The sequence below is a fragment of the Nostoc sp. genome (assembly GCF_036917315.1).
Classification (GTDB): Bacteria; Cyanobacteriota; Cyanobacteriia; order Cyanobacteriales; family Nostocaceae; genus Nostoc.
This window is the reverse complement of sequence record NZ_JBALDR010000008.1, coordinates 31,876-54,489: the sequence shown is the minus strand read 5'-3', so window position 1 is coordinate 54,489 and position 22,614 is coordinate 31,876. Positions and strand designations below refer to the sequence as shown.

Genomic DNA, 22,614 nt, shown 5'->3' with positions numbered 1-22,614 from the left:
GCATTTAGATTCGGGATAAATCTCTCCTGCTTTCTTGCTAACGAGAGCATCCCACTTGGATGAGTTTTCCTTGCAAACGATAAGTCACTGTCCCGCAGGCAAAACCTGCCGACTTAGGTTCTACATAAGGTCGTGTTGGCGGATTTTGTTTATCTAACCGCGATTTCCAATCGCCGGATATTTTTTCTAGAGTAGGATACTTGCTTAAAAATTGTGAGCCTGCAACAATATCGTGAGAGCCTTTAACATTTATTTTAGAACTATTAATGTAGATATTATAATCATAAATAACATTTTTATTTTTAGTCTTATTATTAATATTTTTTCCAGGAAAAGCATAAAGAATGTTCCTAAGAATTCTGACATCAGATGATGTATGAGCAAATATTTGCCCGCCATTAAGTTCTGGACTCTGGTTATTTAAAACAGCTGTGTTATTTACAATATCAACATGTTCGCTTAAAAATGCATGAATACCCGATCCACCATTATTAAATGCAAGATTATTTTTAACTAAAGTGTATCCTTTATATACACCCAGTTTTGGGTTTTCATCATTTTTTGTACTATCGATAATAATGCCATTACCATCTGTGATCTTTCCAACTGCTATCCAAGGGATGTACATACGATTGTTGTAGGTTTTGTTGTTAGTAACAAACACTTTGTATCCCCGCTTGTTGTCAAAATTCCAACTGCTCAATACCGAAATGCCACTGTTACCATAAACGCTATACCAGGCATTATTGAACACTTCGTTATTATCTATTGTCACATAGTCCGATTGAATAGCGGAAATGCCTGCTCCTCCACACCCATGTACCTTGTTGTTGACAATACGTATATGGTGACTATGACCATCTTTTCGTCCATCTACGTTAATGCAGTTTCCATTCGTTAGCGGGTTTAATTTGTTAGTTTTCTGACTTATCGCATAATCAAGGGTTATGTTGGCATTGTTTCCTATCACCTCCAACCCATTTATCTCAATATATGACGCTCCCTTGTGAATAAAAATTCCCTGCCATCCATTGTGTTGAATTTTCGGTTGATGTCCAGGATATGCTTTAAACTTAATCCATGCATTTGCTGTTCCAGAGCGAGTAATAGATACTACGTCCCCACTTGATTTTGCATTCCTGTAGACTCCGTTCATAATCAATACTGTATCGCCGGGGTTAGTCAGATTTGCTGCCTTTTGAATTGTTCTAAAGGCGGATGAAGTAGAGACTCCGCTATTTGTGTCATTTCCAGCACCACTAACATAGTATGTTTTTGGAGTTGCCCTAATACTGATTAGCTCGCGGCTGGATAGGAGCATTTCCTTGTGAGTAGATACCTGATGAACATTTTTAACTAAAGATACTTTTATTCCTTCTCCATCAGTTAGAAGACTTAATACCACAGGAATTGCAAGATATGCGCTTAAACTGAAACCTTGAATTACCACAAGAAAAGGCTCCTTGAACGGCACGACTTAACAAAAATATCAGGATATTCAATGATTGATGAATACTCTTTTGGATACAAAATACAATAGAGCCGACTTTCCTAGCTCCCCCGATTTCCATCTTGTCCATAGGCTTGCCAAGCTAAGTCTACCAACCCATCAACGATCGCAGCTGCTACAACTGCATTACCTTTGCGGTTGTCAATTATAATGTGAGGCACTAGAGAGTCTTGTAAACGCTCTTTAGCTTCATCAACATTTACAAATCCCACTGGAGTTGCGATTATTAAAGCAGGTCTAATTTCCTCAACTTCAATTAAATCCACCAGTGCAGTCAGTGCCGTTTGCGCTTGACCCACCACAAAAATGCCCTCTGGATAACGCTTTGCTAAGGTTTCTATTCCCCATGCTGCGCGAGTTTTTTCTTTTTGAGGGCGTGTGAGAGCTTCCATGCTGCAATACACTGGATTCGCAAAGGTATTTTGAATATCGTAAGCAATACCTACTTGTACCATCGGGACATCTACCACAATCGTGGTACGTGCGGCTAGCGCTGCTGCTCCAGCTTGCAAGGCACGCTCAGAAAAGCGAATCAAAGACTTATACTCAAAGTCAGCCGTGGCGTAGATTACCCGACGCACAATCTCATACTCTGCGGGTGAAAAGACATGATCGCCAATTTCACTATCAATGATTGCTAAACTTTGAGCATCAGTTACGTGCCATTCCATTTTTGTTGAGCTTCTCAAATATTAGCTTTCAGCTTATCAGCTTCAGAGAGTTAAGAGTTAGGAGTTAGGAGTTATAAGTTAATTAAACTACTCACTCCTAACTATTCACTCATTACTAGAAGAAGACCGACTGAAAATAGGAGATAGATAAGCAACCAAGACGCCAATGAGAAACCCAGAGATATTGCGAACCAAAGGCAACCAGTCGCTTGTACGTGTCACAACTGGCCCAATGCCGAAGGCAATAAACAAGATTCCCCACAAAGGTGAGAAAATTAAAGCCCATTGCCAAGCAAAAACTTGGCCTTTATCGCGGGGTTGAGCTGCAAATCCACAAATCACCCCACCAATAACTGAGCTAATCAAGGTGAGAATCCATTGCTCTCGTGGCAGTCCGGGGACAACATTGCAACCCCCTTTGAGCAAACAGCCTTTAACCGATTCTAAGGCTTGCAGAATGGCTTGGTCTTCGCCTTGTTCGCGGACAAAATACAAATTACCGAAGCGGGTTTGCAGTTCTATCCAAAAAGTCCGGGGTAAAAGTTCATAAACAGCATCGCCGACGCTAAAACTGAGGATGTTACCGCCACGAGAATCGGCAACTAGTAGAATACTTTTGTCATCCAAACCCCAATATTTGATAACCGCACGACCTGGGGTGCGGTCATATTGGGTCAATACTCGCAGTTTCCAGCCCGTATCAGATTCAAACTGCTCTAAATCTTTGACAAGCTTTTCTTCTTGCAGTACAGGCAAAGATTTAGCTAAATCTACAACTGGAGTAAAGGTGTCAGGAAGTAACTCAGGATTGTCATAAGCCAGTGCTGGGGGAGAATGCATCACCCAAATTGACCCAGCCAGGAAAAATACTGCAATAGATACTAGAATTCGTCGCCAAAAACAAGATTGCATGGACGTTTTTATACAAATATTAACGGTAAAAGCGAACAAGTTGTTTTAAAAGAGTACTAGAAAAATGATAGTTCTTTACACTTGTTTACTTTACTCTAATCTAGGGGATCAAAGCAAAAGGTTTTTGGGGAGTGTGGAAATCTCGTAAAGCAAAACGCGATTTTTGTCAACTAGTTAAAATACTCAAAACATCCTGAATTAAAATGATAATCGTGTCTGGGGAGAGGGGAGGAGGCTATAGACACTAGAATCATCTACCCTCTTTTTAATTATTATCGTCAAAGTTTTTAACAACTCAAAATTGACTAAGCCATAGCAGAGTTCCCCATACAATAAAAGGGGAATAATTAGAGGTGAGAGATGACTAACAAAGAATTATTAATCCAAGAAATAGAAACTTTACCGCCGGAGTTGCTAGCAGAAGCACTCGATTTGATCCGTTCTATTAAGGTTAAATATACACAAAAGGACTTAGAATCAGATACGCTTAAACTTATCCCTTTAAGGGATTCTACAGAAACTTCTACTGATAAAGAACAACTTACATACCGTCCTGCTTCTGGACGCTCCATCCTTCGACACGCTGGCACTTGGGAAGGTGACGACTTTGAAGAATCCCTTCAAGCAGTATATAATAACCGTGGTAAAGCTAAATTTGATGACGACAACCTATTTGAATAATCTATTTACTTGATATTATTGTAGTGCGATTATTTTAGGTGAGCCAAATGTTATCCGTCGCGTGAACGAAGTTTGAGAAAATAACATTGCTACTTGCGTAATTGTCCAGGGTTAAATGACATTCATGATGGAAAAATCCCAACGCAAGGAAAATAATCTGGTTCGCTTGACAGAATTTTTAAAAGATATTCGTGTATACCACATAACAGAAGAAACAGCAACAATTTACGGTCAAATTAAAGTAGCTTTATTCGATAAATTTGCACCCAAAGATAAAAATAAGCAGCGAAAAACTAAAATTGTTGATTAGGTTTTGATGAAAATGACATTTGGATAGCTGCTATTGCACTTCAAAATAATTTAACTGTTGTTTCCAGTGATAGTGACTTTTTGCGAATTCAACAGGTGAGAAGCTTTTCGCTGTCATCTTGGGTTTAATGTATAGCATAGAGTAATAGCTGCATAATTACCTTTACAGTACCCATCGTTTAGCTATAGTTAAAATACAGCTATCTCCAATTAAAATATATGGTGCAAAGGCTGTGTTCTCATTCCGGTCATTAACAAGAGAATAAAAAGTAATTTCATGATTGGATTTGTGGAACATTCTTTGTATTATTGTCTCAAAGAAAATTTTAAAATCAGGCTCGTTCCTAAACCTAGAATTTATGAACTCCTCAAATTTATCTTGACTAAAATATTCTGCTCGACGATAAATGTCTAATTCATCCCAATAATGTGTATCCAGTATATTTCCTACCTCTGGATATAAATATTTACCAAAATCACACAAATTGACAACATTACGAGTGCGAATGCAGCCTTTATCAAAACTGCAATATCGGCTAGGTTTTGCAAATACAAATAAATCCCCTATCGAACTGTCCCAAGATTTATATTGGCTATTCACGCTATTTACAAATTTGCAAACAACCTCGTATGTCCTTGGTTCATGACAAAAATTTGGAAACAAGCACATTTCTCCTAAAAAGACCGCTTGATTCAAATATGCTTCACCCGTTTTCCCAAATTGCTGAATACAATGCCAAAGTTTATCCATAAACACAAATGGCTTTTTTAAACTGATGAAATACCACACTTTAACACCGCAACAAGGAAGATAACAATGGCCAATGCCCTTTTTTTGTTTGGTCAATCTTCCTCATCAAAATTGTTTTCCCAGCTAGCAGCCTCGTTATAACCGTCATTAGCGCGGTACACTTCTGCTTTGCTCCGACGATTTTCATGCCTCAGCACTTCTCGTTCTCGCAACGTTAGTGGTGGTTTTTCATTGTTTGGCAAGCGATCGCTCGTCCGCCTTACGGGTTTTTGGCGCGTGAAGTTTTTCCAAGCAGCTTTCGCGCCAATAAAGATGCTGCGCGTACCTACTTGTAGATTTTGAGCCTGTTTTCTTGCACTATCAAGACTTTGGTCAACTTGCTTCACGACTTGACCAGCACTTTTTACACCTTCACTGACATCATCAGTTAAGTCAGTGATTTCTAAGCCAGTCACGCGGATAGCTTCTAAGGTGGGTGGTAACTCCCGCGAGAGAGTATCAAATAGCTTTTCTGCACTGCGAGCCGCGCGTGCTAACTCCTGCAAAGCCGGTATCGCCGCCACTAAAACCGCAGTCAGGCTTGTGGCGACTAAAAGTAAAGAAAGTCCCAACCAAAACAGGGGTTCAATCACGGTTATGTCATTTATGAGCGTTCTAATGGCTGGGGAAGCGAATCTGAGTCTTCAACAGATGTTTGTCGCTTCAAGACTTGGCTTTCTCGCTGACTGGCATCTACACCTGCTGCGATCGCTTCCCGTAATCTATCTAAAGTCTCATCCCAGTTTCGCAGTGCGCTAGCAGAGAGACGATCTGCCTGAATTTGCACACTCATTGATAAGTCTTCTGCCAATTCTGGGATAGCATTAGCAGATTTTTTCAAAATTTTACGCGTTTCGCGCCCTGTGCGTGGAGCCACCAGCAAACCGGTTAAAGCACCGATAGTAGCTCCCAGCATCAAACCGCCAATAAATACTCCAGAACGGTTATTAGACATCTTATTGTTTCTCTCCTTACACCCATTTTAGGTGGGTTTTCTCCCCTTGTAAGACTCAACTGATTTTATTCAGTTAATCTATGGTGACAAAATATCAGCCAGAAAAGTTGCTTTTATTCATTAATACCAATACCTGAGCCAATTTCGGTATAGAAGTAATCCACGAGCACAATGCTCATAATTTCCCGCTGGATTTGGCAGCCGGTGAGGCAGTACCAGTAGCAATGATGTCTACAACGGTCACTCACTAAGCGCAGCCGTACCACTTGCCTACGGCACGCTCCGCGAACGTGGAAGCAAGCTACGCGCAGCGTCTCCAAGAGTTGTGCGGGCTACGCCTACGCACCTGTAATTAACGGTTAATTGTAAGTTAAAATTCACTGCGCTCTCCGTATAGAGGGCGCTGTTTTTATCATGAAGCTATAGTTATATAAATATTTACATAGATAAAATATAAAAAAATATCTGGTGTATTTGGGTACAATTACTAAATTGTTACTCATTTATATTAGTAAATGCATTGGTATAAATAAAAATAATTATCAAAACTGTAAGCAGTGGGTAAACTAACTACTGATGATTATCCCAAAAGTTTACATACATTGTGTTTCTACAGATTACAAATCTCAGATTTTAGTTTTTGTCTCAATTCAATATAAAATCTAAAACTTAAAATCCAAAATCAACATGGCAGACCTAACTCCTAATTCTAGTTTTAGTTTGACACTGCGCTTGCAGATTCCCAATCGTGTAGGGATGTTGGCGTCGGTAACACATGCGATCGCAACCTGTGGTGGTAATCTCGGTCAAATTGATTTAATCGAGCAAACCCGCAAAGAGTCCACCCGCGATATTACTGTGGATGCTGCTAGTACTGAACACGCTGAAACCATTGTGCAAGCAGTCAAAGCATTGCCAGATATTAAGTTACTCAGTGTTTACGATCGCACCTTTAATTTGCATCGCGGTGGCAAAATCAGCATTACCAGTAGAATTCCCCTGAAGAGTGTGTCTGATTTAGCAATGGCTTACACGCCCGGAGTCGGTCGAATTTGTACTGCGATCGCTCAAGACCCAGAGGAAGTTTACAAGTTAACCATCAAACAAAACACTGTTGCCATTGTTACCGATGGTAGCGCCGTTTTGGGTTTGGGAAATCTCGGCCCAGCTGCCGCCTTACCAGTCATGGAAGGCAAAGCAATGCTATTCAAGGAATTTGCAGGGCTGGATGCTTTTCCCATCTGTCTCGCCACCCAAGATACAGAAGAAATTATCCAGGCAGTTAAGAATATCGCTCCAGTATTTGGAGGGGTGAATTTAGAAGATATCGCTGCACCTCGCTGCTTTGAAATTGAAAGAAGATTGCGCGAAGAGTTAGATATCCCCGTTTTTCACGATGACCAGCATGGTACAGCAATTGTCACCTTGGCTGCGTTATTTAATTCTTTGAAACTGGTACATAAATCCTTAGCAGAAATCAAGATTGTGATTAACGGTGCTGGAGCGGCGGGAGTGGCGATCGCTCGGTTACTCCGTAAAGCTGGGGCAGAAAAAATCTGGATGTGCGATTCTAAAGGGATTATCTCTAACAATCGCACCGATTTGACAGAAGAAAAACTTGAGTTTGCTGTGAAAGGTCAGGGTACATTGGCGGGTGCAATGCAAGGGGCAGATGTGTTTATTGGAGTCAGCGCACCAGGAGTTTTGACACCAGAAATGGTGCAATCGATGGCCAAAGATCCAATTGTGTTTGCAATGGCAAATCCGATTCCAGAGATTCAGCCAGAATTAATCAGTCAAGATGTTGCTGTCATCGCGACCGGTCGCAGTGATTACCCAAATCAAATCAATAACGTCCTTGCTTTTCCTGGGGTATTCCGTGGTGCTTTAGATTGTCGGGCACAGACAATTACCATCAAAATGTACCTCGAAGCCGCAAGTGCGATCGCCTCTTTAGTCAAGCCTTCAGACTTGAATCGGGAACATATTATTCCTTCAGTCTTTGATGAGCGTGTTGTCACTGCTGTTGCTGCTGCTGTGCAACGTGCCGCGCGTGAAGAAGGTATCGCGCAAAATTGATTAAAAGAGAATTCAGAATTCAGAATTCAGAATGCTTTTCCATTGGAGACTTAGACCAGTCACTACTAAATTCAAAATTTGGTGCGATGTTTCACCGTTTATTCAAACGCTCCAATTCAATTCTGTAGCTTGCTTCCCTGAAAGGGTATTCTGGCTTCTGACTCCTGAATTCTTTCTTTTCAACTAAAATAATTACTCTTATGGGATGGGCATCTTGTCCGTCCCTGAACTTTTAGGCTGCAATCAATTTGCGCTATAAACTGATGTTAAACAGATGAGAATTGATGCATGATTGGTGATTAGATGAGTTGGGGCTACCAATTTAGGAGCAAAGTAACACATCTAAAACACCATCATGTCAACTGTTTGCAATGAAGTATCAAGTTGGGGACGAGTTTTTACAAGAACTACCACTGATTTTAGCCGGGCCAATCCTCAAACATACTGAGCCAGAGTCGGTGACAGTATGGGTGGCACTAAAACAATCTTGTCAGGTAGAACTTAAGGTTTATGACACAACAAATGATGGTGAAGCACTAGGAAATTGCTTATTGTCAGGGGAACGTTCTAGTGTTGCTTTGGGTAAGTATCTTCATATAGTTGCGATCGCGGCTCGGTCTACAATTGGACATCGCCTAACTGGAGATCGCATCTATGCATACGACCTCCAGTTTACTGTTGCTGACCAAACCACGGAAACTCTGCAACAAGCATTATGTTCAAACTCCTCTCCTACAGTTAGCATCAGCTACTTCGATCATCAAAAACCAACCTTTGCTCTACCGCCAAACCGTCTTCAAGATTTGCAAATTGTCCATGCTTCGTGCCGTAAACCTCATGGTCATGGGTTTGATGCATTGCCAATTCTCGATACTATGATTCAGGCATCAGCAAATCAACCCCAGCACCGACCTCACCAGCTGTTTCTCACGGGAGATCAAATTTATGGAGATGATGTAGCAGATCCGTCGTTGTGGGTTGCCACTACGCTTGGTGATGTCCTCTTGGGTTGGGAAGAACAACTTCCGGTGAATGGAGTGTACTGTACTCCCCAGCAGCTACCCCCGGGAGAACGGGCTGATGCTGCGACAAATCAAGCTGGTTTGACCGCAGGATTACATAATAAAGCTGAGAAAGTCAACAGTCATCTTTTCAGTCTGGGTGAATATTACGCTACTTATTTACTAGCTTGGTCGCCAGTGTGCTGGCCGACAAAATTTCCCAAAGGACAACAAGTAACACGCGATCGCCATGCTATCAAAGACTGGAATCGCGCAGTCAAGCATTTGCGACAATTCATTTATACGCTTTGGAAAGTGCGCCGCGCCCTTGCCAATATCCCCATGCACAGCATCTTTGATGACCATGATGTTAGTGATGACTGGAATTTGAACCAAGCTTGGTGTTTGCGAGTGCTGGGGCGGCCATTAGGGCGAAGAATAGTCCAAAATGCATTGTTAGCCTATACGGTATTTCAAGGATGGGGCAATACACCAGAGCAATTTGCAGAAGGAAAACCAGGTGAAAAGCTGTTGGCGGCTGCACAAGCTTGGTCAGCTTCTCAAGGAATGGATGCAAAGGCTGATGAGGCGATCGCTCGTTATGTAGGAATGCCAGCCAACGATCCCCACACAGGTTTACCTGTTTTAGTCCGAGACGGTTCAGTATTTATTCTGGATCGAGATCCTGAAGCGCTGACTTGGCATTACATAGTCCGCAGCGATTGCCATGAAGTAATTGTGCTGGATACACGTACATGGCGAGGTTATCCAGCCGATCAAAAACCAATTGCCCCACCGATGCTGTTGTGTCCCAAAGCCTTTGAGCAACAACTACTTTTACCTTTACAAGAAATAGATGAACAAACTCAGATTAAAACTACATTTGTGATTGCGCCCACAAATGTATTTGGATTACAAGTGATTGATTGGATTCATCATTGGCACTTAAAACAGGAGAAAGTTTTTTCAACAGATGTTGGAGATGCCTGGAATATTAATGTTGAAGCATTGGCGAAATTCCTAACTACTTTGTTTGAGGAACGTCAACAAGTCGTGATTCTATCTGGGGATATTCACTACAGTTCTGTTGCTCACTTATCTTATGCACGCACCCATTCCAAATTACAATCTGTCTTAGTACAGTTAACCGCTAGTGCATTGAAGAATGAAGAGATGTTGACGCGGCTGATTCATACACGATTGAAAGATTGGCTCCTCCCAGAACAGGTACGACATTGGATCGGCTGGAGCAACCCACCCAATATGGTAGAAATTTCCGATAAACAATTACACCATAATCGTCAGCTGCTGAATGACTCTGACTGGCATTGTGTACTAGAGTGGATACCTCGAAACAGCGTTCGGACTTCTACCTACACAGCAGATATATTATCCTTGATAGCTCCTTGGAAACGGGCCGAAAATGCCAAATGGAAATGGTTACAACCCCTGATTTTTTGGAAATCTCGTTGGTTTCAAGAGGGACGAGAGGTAGTTGGATTGAATAATTTAGCTCTGGTTCACTTTGAGTTAGCAGATGAGAGTAATTCTTGCAAAGTTATTCAAGATTTGTACTGGTTTTCTTGTTGGTATCCAACCCAAATTGTTTACAGCCGTTTTGAGAGCCAGTTAACGCCCAATCAGTCATTGTTAAAATGACCAGCTTTGCTCTGCGAATGAAAATTTTGATTGTATATGTGGGCACTCTAGATGAAAAAACTTACTAGAGAGTGATTTCTATGTCTACGACCCCAATTAGTGCAACGTTGGCACAAACAGACAGAGATGCTGTATTGCAAGCGATCGCCACGATTAAAGAAAAGCTATCATTTTTGGTTGATTTGAGTGCCGACGATCGCAAGACTTTACCCAAGATGGGAGATAAGAGTCGAGCCTTTGTCAGCAAAGCATTAGAGGTGGCGGCGCAGAATCCAGAGTTTTTACCGCGATCGTTTGACTTAGAAGAGATGCAGAAGGACGTGCAATTATTTGAAGCGTTGTATCCGGTGTTGTTGTCGTTGACGCAGTTACAAGAGTTGGTAGATGATACATCTCTTGCAGTCGGTAGTGAAGCTTATGCAGCCGCGTTACAGGTGTATAACTACGCAAAAGCCAGTGGACAGGGCGCGGGTTTAGATGCAGTAGTTGTAGAAATGGGACAACGATTTGCTCGTAAACCTGGAAAATCCAAGTCTCAAAAAGCAGCGTTGTAGAAAATAGTTGACTATTTGCACTTAAAATGTGCAACGTTGAGGCTCAGAATTTGGATGTTGGAGTTAAAAGCACGACATTCCAAGTTCTGAGCTTTATTTTTTGAGTTCAAAGGCTCAACGTTCAAGCAAAAAGGTGCAACTTCCGAGTTCAAAGGCGCAACGTTCAAGCAAAAAGGTGCAACTTCCGAGTTCAGAGGCTCAACGTTCGAGCAAAAAGGTGCAATTTCCGAGTTCAGAAGCTCAACGTTCGAGTAAAAAGGTCGAAGTTCCGAGTTCAGAGGCTCAACGTTCGAGTAAAAAGGTGCAACTTCCGAGTTCAGAGGTTGAAAGTTGAGACTTTGAGAGCGATCGCAGATCGAGGCAGTAAACGTATTCAAGAATCACAGGTATTACCTGGGTTGGTAATTGCAATTTTAGAAGAAGCCTTACGCCGAAGTCGTGAAATAAGTCAGTCTGAAGTTTGCGCTTGGTTACTAAGCCAGTTTCAGCAAAATGAGGGTTGAACTTTGGCAGTTTGGAGCATTGTTAATTACTCACAGCTTCCATCAGATTTACGATTGGATTCCGAGTATTATCAGCCTGAGTATCTATTTTAGGAGAAGAAAATCTCAAATCTTCATCCAAGATACTTACAAAATTTAGCAATTTTTAGATATGCGTCTATTCCGAGAAAAAGAATGGTTATTTAGCCTACTGGTAATATCTCTATTTCTATGGCTGATATTTTTGGGAAACTCCCCCTTGCGAGATTGGGATGAAGGTACTGTGGCACAGGTTGCCCGTGAAATTTGGCGTGCCCCATTTGGTTCAATGCATTGGCTTTATCCCACATTGGGAGGAGAACCCTATCATAATAAGCCACCCCTGATGCACTTATTAATTGCTTGGACTTACTCGATCGCAGGTGTGAATGAGTGGACAACGCGTCTACCGGGTGCAGTGTTAACTGCCTTGGGAGTGCCTTTGCTTTACTTAGTGGGATGTTTGCTTTTTAACCAAAGTTTACCAGCTCTGTTTAGCGCTTTAGTTTACCTGACAATGTTGCCTGTGCTGCGTCATGGAAGGCTAGCAATGCTAGATGGTGCAACTATTACCTTTTTCTTGCTGCTGTTATTTTGTTTGCTAAAAGCACGTCATAATCGTCGGTATGCTCTAGGTGTGGGATTTTGTCTAGGGTTAATCATTCTCACGAAAGGGATGATAGTTTTACCGCTAGGAGCGATCGCTTGTTTATTCCTGATTGCAGATCGGCAGTTTGCTTTGTTAACAAGCCCCTATTTATTAGTGGGAATGTTTTTAGGAAATGCACCTGCGATCGCTTGGTTTGTTGCCCAATGGCAACATTATGGCGAAACTTTCTTCCAAGTGAACTTTCAAACACAAACCTTTGATCGCCTTACACAACCTGTTGAAGGTCATAGGGGGCCACCTTGGTACTATTTAATTGAGTTAATTAAGTATAGTTTTCCCTGGCTATTATTTTTACCAGGAGGTTTTTATCTAGCTTGGAAAAAACGTCATACTTCCTGGGGTAGTTTAATTATTATTGGCACAATTATTTACTTAGGAACTATCTCTTTAATGACAACTAAGCTCCCGTGGTATGTTATGCCTGTATATCCATTTTTAGCTTTGGCAATAGGTGCTAAACTTAGCGAAATTTGGCAGTACGATCATTTTAAGGTGCGAAGTTTGACAATATTTCTGGCTATTATTGCTGTTGCTGGTTTAGGAGGTTGCGTTTACTTTATTCTTGCAAAGAAAGAGCCTACTTTAATAGTCATGAGCATTGTTTTGGCAATAAGCATGAGCATCACAGTATGGCTAATTAGACAACGCGATCGCAACTTTATTCCAGTGTTATTTTCTGGGATGTACTTAGTTTTAGCACTGTTAATGAGTTCGCAATCATGGATTTGGGAATTAAAGGAAGCTTTTCCAGTTAAACCAGTAGCAGAATTAATTCGGGCAAATGTTTCAACAGGAACACAAATTTATACTTCTTTTGCTTATGGGCGTCCCAGTTTAAACTTTTACTGTGATTGCAAGGTAACTACTGCACCTGTGCCAACTTTACAACAAATGTTATCTAATAAATCTTATTTACTGTTAGACAATGGGGCTTTGCAGCAAATTAATTTAACTGGTAGTAAAATTATCGGATCGGCTCAAGGATTTACACTGATTTCACCATAGTGTAACAGCTTATCTTTGTTTACTACCCCCGGATTTCTCACCACACCTTGAATGGAGGAGTAATAAGTAGTGAGTAAGGAGTAATGAGTAAGAATCTACAAGTTCTTGCACTGGTATTGCACCTGTTGCAATATGCTTATTACTCATTACTCATTACTCATTACTCATTACTCATCATCAAACGCCTGAAGCTTGTGAGAAATGCGGGTACCGTCATTCTACTACGAGCCTTCGTTTGTTACTTGAAGAATCGATTGACTAGATTGGGCTAGATAGATACCCGCTAAAACTACGGCAAAAGTAGCCCAGTCAAACAAACCTACTTGTTCTGCAAAAATGAACCAAGCAAAAATGGAAGCTAGAACTGGTTCTAGAAGAAGTGTGACGGCGACAACGCCTGAAGATATTCTACTGAGGCTATAAGCTAAAAGTCCCTGACCCAGCACTTGACAGAAAAGAGCTTGGAAAATGATGAAAAACCAACCCGTCCAGGAATAGGGGAATAGTCTATTTTCGAGAAATGGTAGCACTGGTAGTAGAAACATTGTTGTCACTCCACAGCGCCACAGCATGATAGTTGCAGTACTAAATCTGGTTCGGAGTCTTTCTATCAGCAGCATACACGCAGCCATGAAAACCGCAGTTAGCAATGCTAATGCATCACCTAGTATTTGATCGCTTGCAAATTGCACCTTATTGAGTTCAAACGCGATCGCTCCTCCCAAGGCTATGACCAGACCAATCACGAATCTGTTGTCGAAACGCCGACCAAATAACAAATACCCAGCCAAAGCAACAAATAAGGAGTTCAAATTAGACAGTAAAGCCACGTTGGCAACACTAGTTTGACTCAGCGACCAAGCCCACAATAGAAGGTAGGTTCCAGCAGAGGTTCCCATTGCCAACAATAGCCACACTTCTTGACTTGTAAAAGGCTTTTGTTCTATAGATTGGTTATCAAGCAAGTCAGGAGTAATACTATATCCTGCCTCACTTTGACTTCTTTCGACTTCACTCAAGGCAAGTTGCTCAGTGACCACCTGACTCCTGCCACCTTCAATAGATTTTTGGTAGCGGAAAGCCTCAAGTCCATTCCACAAACCAAAGACAACTGTCGCAATCCAACTGCGATGAAATACTACAGCATTTGCACCAATTTCTTGTTGACACAATTTGGTCAGAGATGGTGCTAAAGATATGGGAATTAGAGCAAACAATAATGAGACAGTTCCTAATAAAGCTGGTGTTTCAGAGAATTGTTGCTTTAGTAATGACAGTTTAATCGTCATACTTTTAACGAAAGTGTTAACTATATTTTTGACTGATTCCTGGAACGGGTAATTAACAGCAGCTTGGCTAGATACGGCTAAGTATAAACCCATTAAAACTACAGCGAAACCTACCCAATTCGAGAAAGTTAATTTTTCTGAAAAGATTATCAGAGCGAAAATGCCGCTAAAAACTGGCTCTAACAGATGTACCAAGGAGACAACTACAGAGGAAAACCTAGCAAGGCTATAGGTCAAAAGCCCATGACCTAAAACTTGGCAAGTCAGCGCCAGGAAAATTACCCAGATCCACCCACCGACTGTAGAGGGGAAAAGCCGATCTTGAGTTAACAAAAGTATGGGGAAAATAGCTAGAGCCGCGATCGCGCAGATCCACAATTGAATTGTAGCTGGAGAAAATTTGGTTCGTAATTTCTCTACAATCAGCAGGTAGGCACTCAATAAAATCGCCGAAACGATCGCAGCCAAGCTTCCTTGAACCTCATCTGTGGCAATTTGCAACTCCTCAAATTCAATAGCGATCGCTCCCCCAAGGGCGATGACCATGCCAATCAGGAATTGCTTCTCAAAACCCTGACGAAATAACAGCCACACTCCTAAGCTAGTAAATATGGGAGCCAAATTATGCAACACACTAGAAATTGCAACGCTAGTTTGAGTCAGCGACCAAGCCAACAAAACTAAGGTGGCAGCCCAAAGAATACCAGCACCTAGCAATAGCAAAATATCCTGACTGGTGTAGGGCTGCTGTTCTACAGGTTTGTCTCCAGAAAATCGCTGCCATATTGCCTTGTATCCATGCCAGAGCAAGAAGACCACACTAGCAAGCCAAAGGCGATTAAATACAGTAGCACTGGGGCTGAGTTCAATTTCGCTCAATTTCATAAAAATAGAGCCAAAAGATATGGCACCTACACCTAGAAATAATGAAGCGATCGCTATCTTCGTTTGATTAAATACACTCATTAGGAAATTTAAATGCAACTTCTCATAGATATGGATCGAACCCTCTAACCAACCCAATGCTCTTGGGCAAATCCTACAGCTATTTTGGCTAGTAGTGTCACAAAAGCGCCCAATATTAAATATCCCTGACGAGGATGACGAGATAGCAGCACACCAATTGCTATGTTCAAAGGCACAATACCGTAGGCAAGACGGCTTAAGGAGATAGTGCCTCCAGAAGCTAGCAGCAAACCAATACCACAAAAGCCATAAATAACTGTAACTGGGGTCAGTTGCGTGTGTAAGCGCCACAACATATAGCCACCACCTAAGACCATGAACAAATTGAGGAAGTTATTGATCCACTGTTCGCTTGCCAGAATCAACAAAAATAAGACTAAACCATAAAACCCATAAAATAATTTTACAGAACTAAAACGTTGACGGAAATGCCATAAAAGATAGCCACTAGAAACGATCGCGCCAAATAATAAGAGATACCAGGGGTCTTGAATCGCACCAGAGGAGTTTTGAACCCAGCCAAATTGCCAATTTTTACTGCCAACGGCAATTTGCATAAACATATTTAACCAACCCTGCCAATCAAATCCTAGAGTTGGTCGCCATCCCCGCTGTGCTTCAATAAAAGCTAAAGGGTCGCCAAAATAAATCGCACAATACAAACTGAATAGAAGTATGCCAATAGCAGTAGTAAAAGCAGCTATATAGGCAATGGGTGGTCGGCGTTCTTTCCAGGCTGCGATCGCCAATGCTGGAATTAGTGCCATACCTGTAGGACGTGTTGCTGTCGCCATCGCTCCCCAAATGGCAGTCCAGCCATACTGCTTTTGATCGAACGCCCGCAAAGCCGCTGTACTCAAAAACAAATACAGCCCCTCTGTGTAAATCACTCCCGTAAACATCGAAGCTGGATACAAAGAAAGCACAGCAGTTACCCAGTGCGCTGCATTGATGCCATAATGCTCCTTGACCCAAAAGTATAAACAGTAAAGCGCTGCAAAAAATGCCAAGTTGTTGACTAAGGTGCCTGCCAATTCAAACGGTAAGCCCAACTTCATCAAAAACCAGATGCTTAAGGGAAATAGGGGAAAGAAGGCTAGATTATGTTGCTTGCCGTCATTCACAAATTCATAACCAGAAGTTGCGATCGCACGGTAATGTATACTATCCCAGGCATCAAAAACCCCCCAGCTAAAACGAGGCAAAAATTCTTCTGCTGGTAACGGTAGCTTTGGCGCAACCAGCAACATAGCTGTCCAGATGAATATTCGACTGGCAAGCCATATTGCTGCTGGAAACAGGAAATCATTTTTCCATAAAACTTTTTTTATAACTATCTGAACTTTGGCCATAAGGTTGAGTGCTTCAACAAACTCCTTTGTGCATCCTTTTACCTATGGCTGTAACACAGCAATTTTTGAGTAATATTTTGCATATTAAATCCTCCACCAACACAATCAACAAACTGGACAGATTAAAAACTACTTAAAAGTATTCACTATCTAGTTACTTTTGCCAATTTTATCGAAGTTTATCTTTAAAATATACTATTTATAAATACAATTTTTGTCTACCCGTATGAAAATTGGACTGCTTTAGAGCGTATTTTAAAAGCTGATGAAATAGTTGATGATTTACGCATTATACACAATACATGTATATGATAATACCTAGCACTGAATACACTTATTACTCCTCAACTATCAAGACGGTTCGGTTAAGCCCAAAAAATGAAAATGTCTAGGTTGGATTGAGGAACTAAACCCAACATATTGTGAGGTTTATCGGGTTTCACTACCTTCAACCCAACCAACAAATACGCTTAACTGAAGCGTATTGCCTAAACTATAGAAAGGGCTTTTAGCTCTTTTTGCATATATTCCCTGCTCTCATCTTCTTGAATTTGTAAACTCCAATCACGAATTATATTTCCTTCCTTTTATCTTCTTGGAAAATTGGGATGCTAGCGTGCTTAAACCTAATTTTTTAAGTAAGAAATATTTAAAGCTATCCCACTAATCATTTTTGTGTTACAAAGCTTAAGTTTGTTAAAGAATGAAAACGAAAAATCAAGATTTTCAGGCATATTTTACAAAGACAAGTAGGGATTTTTCAAATAGTGGGATAGGTTCAAGAACACTCAGATGATTGCTCAACGTTGACGGTTGATCGAGCCGCCATTGTTCGGCGAGCGGACAGTCCACCAGTATTCGTGAGATTTTAAGATAAAGTGCCTTTTGTCAATCAGTTTAAATACTCAAAACATTGATAAGAAAAATGATAATCGCCACTTTGGAGGAAGATAGAGAACAGGGGGATATTTTATTTCTTTGCGTTTCTCCTTTGCATCAATGTATCGATTATAGTGATTGCTGTGATTAAAGAGTCCCCAGCAATTTATAGTGAGAGTTGTCTGTAAATCCTTAAGCAATTGTGAAAGCGATTACTCTCGTTGGTTCTACTGGTTCTATTGGGACTCAGACTTTAGATATTGTCACTCAGTACCCAGACCGGTTTCGGATTGTGGGATTGGCAGCTGGGAGCAATGTTGAAATGTTGGCTGCTCAAATTCGGCAGTTTCGGCCAGAAATAGCAGCAATTTGCTCAGAAGAGAAATTACCAGCGCTCAAAGAAGCAATCATTGACCTCGATCCCCAACCGATTCTACTGGCAGGTGACGCCGGAGTGATAGAAGTCGCCCGTTACGGCGATTCCCAAACCGTTGTCACTGGTATTGTTGGTTGTGCTGGTTTGCTACCCACGATCGCAGCGATTGAAGCTGGTAAAGATATTGCCTTAGCAAACAAAGAAACCCTGATTGCTGGGGCCCCTGTGGTTCTACCCTTAGTCGAAAAACATGGTGTAAAATTACTCCCTGCCGATTCCGAACATTCCGCAATCTTTCAATGTCTCCAAGGTGTTCCCAAGGATGGCTTGCGGAAAATTTTGCTGACTGCATCTGGTGGGGCTTTCCGCGACTGGGATGTAGAAAAGTTAGCAGATGTAACCGTTGCTGATGCCCTCAAACATCCTAATTGGTCGATGGGGCGGAAAATCACGGTAGACTCTGCTACTTTGATGAATAAAGGACTGGAAGTAATTGAGGCTCACTTCTTGTTTGGCTTGGATTATGACAATATCGAAATTGTCATTCATCCCCAGAGCATTATTCACTCACTAATTGAACTGCAAGATACTTCCGTTTTAGCTCAACTTGGTTGGCCAGATATGCGCTTACCCTTGCTGTATGCTCTATCTTGGCCCGATCGCATCTACACCAACTGGGAACGACTAGATTTAGTCAAAGCTGGAAATTTAACCTTCCGCGAACCAGATCACCAAAAGTATCCTTGTATGCAGTTGGCTTATGCTGTGGGTAAAGCTGGTGGTTCGATGCCAGCTGTGTTAAATGCTGCCAATGAGCAAGCTGTAGCTTTATTTTTAGATGAAAAAATTCGGTTTTTAGATATTCCTCGGTGTATCGAATTGGTGTGCGATCGCCATCAAAATGATAACCGTGCTAATCCCTCTTTAGATGACATTTTGGCAGCGGATAAATGGGCAAGGCAAGAAGTTTTAACAGCGACTGAAAAGTTAGAAACTCACTCGCGGATAATTTCTCTGCGATAAAAAACTTCAGTTCACATTGGACTGAGGATTAGAAATTGATGCCTAGTCCCCAATCTCTAATCCCCAGCCTCTTATCCAATTAATATGGAAATCATTTCACTTGATAGCAAAGACATACTCACCGAACTATCAAAAGTAAACCAATTGAAGATAGTCGGTGGCTTCCGGATCGGCCATAATTTTTATGTATATCTATAATATTGATATTCAAAAAAAAATTAAAAAATTTACAAAAACTTTGCAAAAAATCAGCATAGTACGTAAATAGTTATCTCATTTTTAGGTAAGATATCCCCAGGCTAATTATCACAAAAAACCATTTTAGTGAATATTAAAAATTGGTTTTATTATCTTTTATACCAGTGATTCTTACCACAACAAAATCTTACCCTTTCTGAATGGGCCCACTCTCAAACAAGGGCAATTATTAAGGAATTAATATATATGATTATTACGTTGATTATAGCTTGGATAGTCTTCATAATATTATGGAAGTTGCTGAAAGCAACCGTGAGCACTGCATTAACTCTTGCGGCAATCCTTGTTTTATTAAATATTAGTTTTGGCATTACTCCCCAACATATTTGGCATTACGTAACGCAGTTTGCTCAAAATCTGTCGCAGCTTTCAACTGGAAAGTAACAATCTATACTTCACTTTTGCTAATCAAAGGTGAAGTATAAAACATGAAATGACAACCTTTCTTGGTCAATCATTATTTAATGCTAAAATCTTGGCTAAGGCATTCTTAAAACTCGGCGGCAACTGACGCATAATCTTGCCTCTTTCGCGATCTAAAGCCACTAATGTCACCTTAGCCGTGACGTATAATTGTTGTCCATCAGTTGAGATAATGGCGTAATCCCAATTGATTCGCACACCAGTCACCTCAGCCATGCGAGTTTTTACCAGCACTGCCATACCCAATTGAATTGAACGGTGATAGCGCACCGACAGTTCTACAACTGGTAAATCGCAGCCTATAGCGACTAAATCAGCAAATTCAATCCCTATAGATCGCAAACATTCAATCCGCGCTTCTTCCATCCAAGCTAGATAGGAACCGTGCCAGACAAGACCGGCATAGTCAGTATGGTGGGGTTGCACTCTGACAAGATATTCAAACCAATTCCCAAACTCGTGACTGGATGGATTGTCAAGGGCGCTGGTTGGTGGCAATTTTGGTTGGCTGGGTCTTTCTTCTGACATCTTCAATTTTCTCAGTACCTATAAATTTTCCAAATTATTGAATAGCATAAAAATTAATTGCGTTGCTGGACTTATTGATTTAATATTTACCTTCCGAGCATAGGGAGTGTTTTGTTATGCAGCCTAATCTCCGGCATGTGAGTGTTGTTACTTTATCTCTACTTAGCTTACTAGGTTTTGGGATGGCATACCCAAACAATAACCAGGTAAACACAAATGCAAGGTTAAGGTACGAATCTGGAGAAAAAGCTCAAGCTTTACCCAAGAATAATCAACTCTCAGAAATTGCAAGGCTCAACGAAGAAGCGATCAAAGAATCTCGGCAAGGTCAATCGAAAGAAGCGTTGCAGAAATTACAAAAAGCATTAGCCATCAGCAGAGACTTTGGAGAGCGCTCTTGGGAAGCGGTAACATTCAACAACATCGGCAGAATCTACCAAAGTCAAAAAAAGTATTCTGAAGCACTTCGATCCTATCAGCAAGCCTTATTAATTAACAAAGAACTTGGGGATTTAGTTCGACTTGGAAAAACTTACAGTAACATAGGTTACTTATTCGATATCCAAAACCAGCCAGAGTTAGCAATTTTTTTTTACAAGCATTGCTTAATTAATCGTGAGAAAGCTCGCTTGAATCCATCAGCACTGAGTGCGCCGCAACCAGATGCTTACAACATAACTGTTAGCCAGACGTATCGCATTTTGGGTGAGCGATTGCTGAAACAGGAACGTGTTGTTGAAGCACAAAGGACGATGGATTTACTCAAAGTTGAAGAACTAGAGGAATATCTCCAGAATGTGCCAGGTAATCAACGTACTGTCAAAGGTATTAATATAGCGGCAACAGAAAAACCAATAAAACAAAAGTTGGATCAAAGTGTGGATAATGCTGTTGTACTGGGTAAAGAACTGACAATACTACGGAAAATTTCTCCCCAACAGCGATCGCTCGAACAGAAACAACGCATTGAGCAATTAGTCTTAAATCAACAGCAACTTTTAGATGGATTTAACCAATTTATCAATAGTCCTTCAGTGAAAGCACAGGTAGAGCAAATTAGCCGTACAGCTAGGCGGCAAAATTTGGATTTAGAGAGTCTTAACGAACTTCGAGATAATTTGGCGCGATTACCGCAAAAATCGGCATTGCTCTACCCACTGATTTTAAAAGATAGTTTGGAATTGGTATTGGTAACTCCTGAATCCCCACCAATTCATCGCACCATTGCTGTAAAGCGCGAAAACCTCTATCAAACAATTGATGCTTTCCGCGAAGCTTTAATCAATCCCAGTCGAAATATCAAAGCACCTGCACGCCAATTGTATGACTGGCTAATTAAACCGATAGAGAAAGACTTGAAACTATCTGGTACGCAAACTCTGATTTACGCTCCAGACGATCGCTTACGCTACATTCCGTTAACTGCTTTATATGATGGCAAACAATGGCTAGTGCAGCACTTCAATGTGAATCACATTACATCTGCTAGTCTGACTAACTTAAACACCCCAAAACAATCTACTTTGCGGGTTTTAGCGGGTGCTTTTACTAAAGGTAATTATCAAATTAAAGTTGGGAATCGACAGGTTGCTTTCGCTGGCTTACCCTTTGCAACGCGGGAAGTGGAAAATCTAGCAGCTGCGGTTCCTGAAACTACGAAGCTTTTAGACGATGCCTTTACCCCTAGAGTCGCTGTACCCCAAATGGATGATTACACAATTGTCCATTTAGCGACTCATGCAGCCTTTGTGGTTGGTAAACCAGAAGATTCGTTTATTTTATTCGGGAATGGCGATCGCGTTAATTTTAGAAATGTCGCCACTTGGTCACTCCCGAATGTAGATTTGGTAGTGTTGAGTGCCTGTGAAACCGGCTTGGGAGGCAAGTTAGGTAACGGTGAAGAAATTTTGGGCTTTGGTTATCAGATGCAACAAACCGGCGCTAGAGCCGCGATCGCCTCTTTATGGTCTGTAGATGATGGTGGTACGCAAGCACTTATGAGTGCTTTTTATGGTATTCTCTCAACTGATAAGCTGACCAAAACTGAAGCTTTACGCCAAGCTCAAGTCTCATTAATTACTGGAAACTGGAAGGAAATAAGTCATAATGCACCCGTAGCAGCAGTTAATGACTTTAGTCATCCGTACTATTGGGCACCCTTTATTTTAATTGGCAATGGACTTTAGATATTCGCGCAGTGTCT

The 22,614-nt window shown here is 41.2% G+C and carries 21 protein-coding genes; 12 read left to right on the top strand and 9 right to left on the bottom strand.

Features of this window, described 5'->3' with window-relative positions:
* Window positions 1-37: 37 nt before the first annotated feature.
* The 3 genes from V7K84_RS03720 to V7K84_RS03710 all read right to left on the bottom strand — a co-directional run bounded on the left by V7K84_RS03720 (window position 38) and on the right by V7K84_RS03710 (window position 3,093).
* Window positions 38-1,450 carry a right-handed parallel beta-helix repeat-containing protein gene (locus tag V7K84_RS03720; RefSeq protein ID WP_334836498.1) on the bottom strand — a complete coding sequence of 471 codons (1,413 nt, stop codon included), beginning with the start codon at window positions 1,448-1,450 and terminating at the stop codon, window positions 38-40.
* 101 nt (window positions 1,451-1,551) lie between these two features.
* The gene (locus V7K84_RS03715) at window positions 1,552-2,181 is read right to left on the bottom strand and encodes a precorrin-8X methylmutase (RefSeq protein WP_334836496.1); all 630 of its coding nucleotides are present in this window, start codon (window positions 2,179-2,181) and stop codon (window positions 1,552-1,554) included.
* Between the two features lie 105 nt (window positions 2,182-2,286).
* Window positions 2,287-3,093 carry a TPM domain-containing protein gene (locus tag V7K84_RS03710; protein ID WP_334836494.1) on the bottom strand — a complete coding sequence of 269 codons (807 nt, stop codon included), beginning with the start codon at window positions 3,091-3,093 and terminating at the stop codon, window positions 2,287-2,289.
* Between the two features lie 360 nt (window positions 3,094-3,453).
* Between V7K84_RS03710 and V7K84_RS03705 the strand changes: the two genes are divergently transcribed.
* From V7K84_RS03705 to V7K84_RS03695, 3 genes are all read left to right on the top strand, one after another.
* Window positions 3,454-3,774, top strand: coding sequence for a DUF2281 domain-containing protein (locus V7K84_RS03705; RefSeq protein ID WP_334836492.1), 321 nt, complete (start codon window positions 3,454-3,456; stop codon window positions 3,772-3,774).
* Window positions 3,775-3,898: 124 nt separating this feature from the next.
* Entirely contained in the window at window positions 3,899-4,084 is a 186-nt protein-coding gene (locus V7K84_RS03700) for a hypothetical protein (RefSeq protein WP_334836489.1), read from the top strand.
* A gap of 17 nt (window positions 4,085-4,101) precedes the next feature.
* Entirely contained in the window at window positions 4,102-4,212 is a 111-nt protein-coding gene (locus V7K84_RS03695; protein WP_334836587.1) for a hypothetical protein, read from the top strand.
* A 34-nt stretch (window positions 4,213-4,246) separates the two neighbouring features.
* On the opposite strand, the gene V7K84_RS03690 is transcribed toward V7K84_RS03695, so the two are convergent.
* Genes V7K84_RS03690 through V7K84_RS03680 form a run of 3 tightly spaced genes read right to left on the bottom strand, consistent with a single transcriptional unit; the run spans window position 4,247 to window position 5,828 of the window.
* Window positions 4,247-4,930, bottom strand: coding sequence for a hypothetical protein (locus V7K84_RS03690; RefSeq protein WP_334836488.1), 684 nt, complete (start codon window positions 4,928-4,930; stop codon window positions 4,247-4,249).
* Complete coding sequence (locus V7K84_RS03685) at window positions 4,927-5,466, bottom strand: DUF948 domain-containing protein (RefSeq protein WP_334836486.1); 540 nt, start codon at window positions 5,464-5,466, stop codon at window positions 4,927-4,929. Before V7K84_RS03685 ends, V7K84_RS03690 begins: the two co-directional genes overlap by 4 nt.
* Window positions 5,467-5,477: 11 nt before the next feature.
* Window positions 5,478-5,828, bottom strand: coding sequence for a YtxH domain-containing protein (locus V7K84_RS03680; protein ID WP_334836484.1), 351 nt, complete (start codon window positions 5,826-5,828; stop codon window positions 5,478-5,480).
* 687 nt (window positions 5,829-6,515) lie between these two features.
* On the opposite strand from V7K84_RS03680, the gene V7K84_RS03675 reads away from it, so the two are divergent.
* From V7K84_RS03675 to V7K84_RS03650, 6 genes are all read left to right on the top strand, one after another.
* A complete protein-coding gene (locus V7K84_RS03675; protein WP_334836482.1) occupies window positions 6,516-7,907 on the top strand; it encodes a malic enzyme-like NAD(P)-binding protein in 1,392 nt (463 codons plus the stop codon).
* Window positions 7,908-8,278: 371 nt separating this feature from the next.
* Window positions 8,279-10,567, top strand: a complete 2,289-nt coding sequence (locus V7K84_RS03670) for a PhoD-like phosphatase (RefSeq protein WP_334836480.1) — start codon at window positions 8,279-8,281, stop codon at window positions 10,565-10,567.
* An 80-nt stretch (window positions 10,568-10,647) separates the two neighbouring features.
* Window positions 10,648-11,121 carry a hypothetical protein gene (locus V7K84_RS03665; RefSeq protein ID WP_334836478.1) on the top strand — a complete coding sequence of 158 codons (474 nt, stop codon included), beginning with the start codon at window positions 10,648-10,650 and terminating at the stop codon, window positions 11,119-11,121.
* A 100-nt stretch (window positions 11,122-11,221) separates the two neighbouring features.
* Window positions 11,222-11,455 (top strand): hypothetical protein, encoded by a 234-nt coding sequence (locus V7K84_RS03660; protein WP_334836476.1) that lies wholly within the window; start codon window positions 11,222-11,224, stop codon window positions 11,453-11,455.
* Window positions 11,445-11,624: a hypothetical protein gene (locus V7K84_RS03655; protein WP_334836474.1), complete on the top strand. Its 180-nt coding sequence runs from the start codon at window positions 11,445-11,447 to the stop codon at window positions 11,622-11,624. The genes V7K84_RS03660 and V7K84_RS03655 overlap by 11 nt, the downstream gene beginning before the upstream one ends.
* 151 nt (window positions 11,625-11,775) lie before the next feature.
* Window positions 11,776-13,317, top strand: coding sequence for an ArnT family glycosyltransferase (locus V7K84_RS03650; protein WP_334836472.1), 1,542 nt, complete (start codon window positions 11,776-11,778; stop codon window positions 13,315-13,317).
* A 221-nt stretch (window positions 13,318-13,538) separates the two neighbouring features.
* On the opposite strand, the gene V7K84_RS03645 is transcribed toward V7K84_RS03650, so the two are convergent.
* Together V7K84_RS03645 and V7K84_RS03640 are read right to left on the bottom strand one after the other, a co-directional pair.
* Window positions 13,539-15,572, bottom strand: a complete 2,034-nt coding sequence (locus V7K84_RS03645) for a DMT family transporter (protein ID WP_334836469.1) — start codon at window positions 15,570-15,572, stop codon at window positions 13,539-13,541.
* 44 nt (window positions 15,573-15,616) lie between these two features.
* Window positions 15,617-16,924, bottom strand: a complete 1,308-nt coding sequence (locus V7K84_RS03640; RefSeq protein ID WP_334836467.1) for a mannosyltransferase family protein — start codon at window positions 16,922-16,924, stop codon at window positions 15,617-15,619.
* A gap of 1,081 nt (window positions 16,925-18,005) precedes the next feature.
* Between V7K84_RS03640 and V7K84_RS03635 the strand changes: the two genes are divergently transcribed.
* A complete protein-coding gene (locus tag V7K84_RS03635; RefSeq protein WP_334836465.1) occupies window positions 18,006-19,202 on the top strand; it encodes a 1-deoxy-D-xylulose-5-phosphate reductoisomerase in 1,197 nt (398 codons plus the stop codon).
* 444 nt (window positions 19,203-19,646) lie between these two features.
* A complete protein-coding gene (locus V7K84_RS03630; RefSeq protein ID WP_334836463.1) occupies window positions 19,647-19,844 on the top strand; it encodes a hypothetical protein in 198 nt (65 codons plus the stop codon).
* Between the two features lie 66 nt (window positions 19,845-19,910).
* Here V7K84_RS03630 and V7K84_RS03625 read toward each other — a convergent pair whose 3' ends face one another.
* Window positions 19,911-20,411 carry an acyl-CoA thioesterase gene (locus V7K84_RS03625; RefSeq protein WP_334836461.1) on the bottom strand — a complete coding sequence of 167 codons (501 nt, stop codon included), beginning with the start codon at window positions 20,409-20,411 and terminating at the stop codon, window positions 19,911-19,913.
* A 116-nt stretch (window positions 20,412-20,527) separates the two neighbouring features.
* Here V7K84_RS03625 and V7K84_RS03620 point away from each other — a divergent pair, with 116 nt between their 5' ends.
* Window positions 20,528-22,597, top strand: a complete 2,070-nt coding sequence (locus V7K84_RS03620) for a CHAT domain-containing protein (RefSeq protein ID WP_334836459.1) — start codon at window positions 20,528-20,530, stop codon at window positions 22,595-22,597.
* Window positions 22,598-22,614 lie beyond the last annotated feature (17 nt).

Excerpts from the sequence above, each read along its gene's own strand:
- V7K84_RS03715 (WP_334836496.1), bottom strand. The coding sequence starts at position 2,181 with ATGGAATGGCACGTAACTGATGCTCAAAGTTTAGCAATCATTGATAGT.
- V7K84_RS03710 (WP_334836494.1), bottom strand. The coding sequence starts at position 3,093 with ATGCAATCTTGTTTTTGGCGACGAATTCTAGTATCTATTGCAGTATTT.
- V7K84_RS03705 (WP_334836492.1), top strand. The coding sequence starts at position 3,454 with ATGACTAACAAAGAATTATTAATCCAAGAAATAGAAACTTTACCGCCG.
- V7K84_RS03700 (WP_334836489.1), top strand. The coding sequence starts at position 3,899 with ATGATGGAAAAATCCCAACGCAAGGAAAATAATCTGGTTCGCTTGACA.
- V7K84_RS03680 (WP_334836484.1), bottom strand. The coding sequence starts at position 5,828 with ATGTCTAATAACCGTTCTGGAGTATTTATTGGCGGTTTGATGCTGGGA.
- V7K84_RS03675 (WP_334836482.1), top strand. The coding sequence starts at position 6,516 with ATGGCAGACCTAACTCCTAATTCTAGTTTTAGTTTGACACTGCGCTTG.
- V7K84_RS03670 (WP_334836480.1), top strand. The coding sequence starts at position 8,279 with ATGAAGTATCAAGTTGGGGACGAGTTTTTACAAGAACTACCACTGATT.
- V7K84_RS03665 (WP_334836478.1), top strand. The coding sequence starts at position 10,648 with ATGTCTACGACCCCAATTAGTGCAACGTTGGCACAAACAGACAGAGAT.
- V7K84_RS03650 (WP_334836472.1), top strand. The coding sequence starts at position 11,776 with ATGCGTCTATTCCGAGAAAAAGAATGGTTATTTAGCCTACTGGTAATA.
- V7K84_RS03645 (WP_334836469.1), bottom strand. The coding sequence starts at position 15,572 with ATGAGTGTATTTAATCAAACGAAGATAGCGATCGCTTCATTATTTCTA.
- V7K84_RS03640 (WP_334836467.1), bottom strand. The coding sequence starts at position 16,924 with ATGGCCAAAGTTCAGATAGTTATAAAAAAAGTTTTATGGAAAAATGAT.
- V7K84_RS03630 (WP_334836463.1), top strand. The coding sequence starts at position 19,647 with ATGATTATTACGTTGATTATAGCTTGGATAGTCTTCATAATATTATGG.
- V7K84_RS03625 (WP_334836461.1), bottom strand. The coding sequence starts at position 20,411 with ATGTCAGAAGAAAGACCCAGCCAACCAAAATTGCCACCAACCAGCGCC.
- V7K84_RS03620 (WP_334836459.1), top strand. The coding sequence starts at position 20,528 with ATGCAGCCTAATCTCCGGCATGTGAGTGTTGTTACTTTATCTCTACTT.